A 1,028-nucleotide genomic window follows, 5' to 3' on the forward strand; every position below is an offset into this window, starting at 1 on the left:
GTTGGGGCTGGTGTTGAGCGTAGTGGTTGGTCTCGTGCTCGTGGGGCGGGAGGTCTCCGATCGCCGTGTGAAGGCGCTGGTTGTTGAACCAGTCGACCCATTCCGCGGTGGCGAGTTCGACGTCGGCGAGGCCGTGCCAGGGCTTACGCGGCTTGATCAACTCCGTCTTGTAGAGGCCGATCTGGGATTCCATGAGCGCGTTGTCCAGGGCGTCGCCGACGGTGCCGATCGAGGCGTCGATGCCGGCCTCGATGAGGTGCGCGGTGAACGCGAAGGACGTGTACTGACTGCCCGCGTCCGAATGATGAACCAGCCCCGGTCCAGCGGGAGTTCCGGCGCGATCCCGACGCCACAAGGCCATGTCGAGGGCGTCGAGGACGAGCTTGGCCCGTTTGCTGGTGGCGGCGGACCAGCCGACGATCGCCCGGGAGAAGACGTCCACGACGAACGCGACGTAGACGATCCCCGACCAGGTGGCGACATAGGTGAAGTCAGCGACCCACCGCTGGTTCGGCCGGGACGCGGTGAAGTCGCGTTGCAGCAGGTCATCCGCCCGTTCATGCCCACCATCGCGAACAGTCGTGCGGATCTTCCTGCCGCGTCGTGCGCCCTCCAGGCCCAGGTCGCGCATCAGCCGGGCGACGGTGCAGCGGGCCACGGGTATGCCCTCGCGGTGCAGCTGCCGCCACACCTTCCGAACCCCGTAGACGCCGTAGTTGTCGGCGTGGACCCGGCTGACGTGCTCTTTCAACTCCGCGTCCCGCACCGAGCGGGCGCTGGGGGTGCGGTTCTTGGCGGCATAGTAGGTGCTCGTCGCGATCTTCAGCCCGTGGCCGGTCAGGACTCGGCAGATCGGCTCGACTCCGAACACCTGGCGGTGTGCATCGATGAAAGCTACGAGCGCTTCGACGGCCGGTCGAGCTCGGCCGCGAAGAAAGCCGAGGCCGCCTTGAGGATCTCGTTCGCCCGTCGTAGTTCGGCGTTCTCCGCCTTCAGGCGCTTGATCTCCGCGGCCTCCTCGGACGTGA

The 1,028-nt window shown here is 66.9% G+C and carries 1 protein-coding gene; it reads right to left on the reverse strand.

All coding sequences use genetic code 11. The features are described 5' to 3' along the window. Positions 1-871: IS3 family transposase (locus tag IEZ21_RS46890; RefSeq protein ID WP_246568991.1), on the reverse strand; the 871-nt coding region annotated here is incomplete at its 3' end. Positions 872-1,028: the final 157 nt, after the last annotated feature.

Origin of the sequence: Streptomyces flaveus, from assembly GCF_014647675.1 — a bacterium.
Classification (GTDB): Bacteria; Actinomycetota; Actinomycetes; order Streptomycetales; family Streptomycetaceae; genus Streptomyces; species Streptomyces flaveus.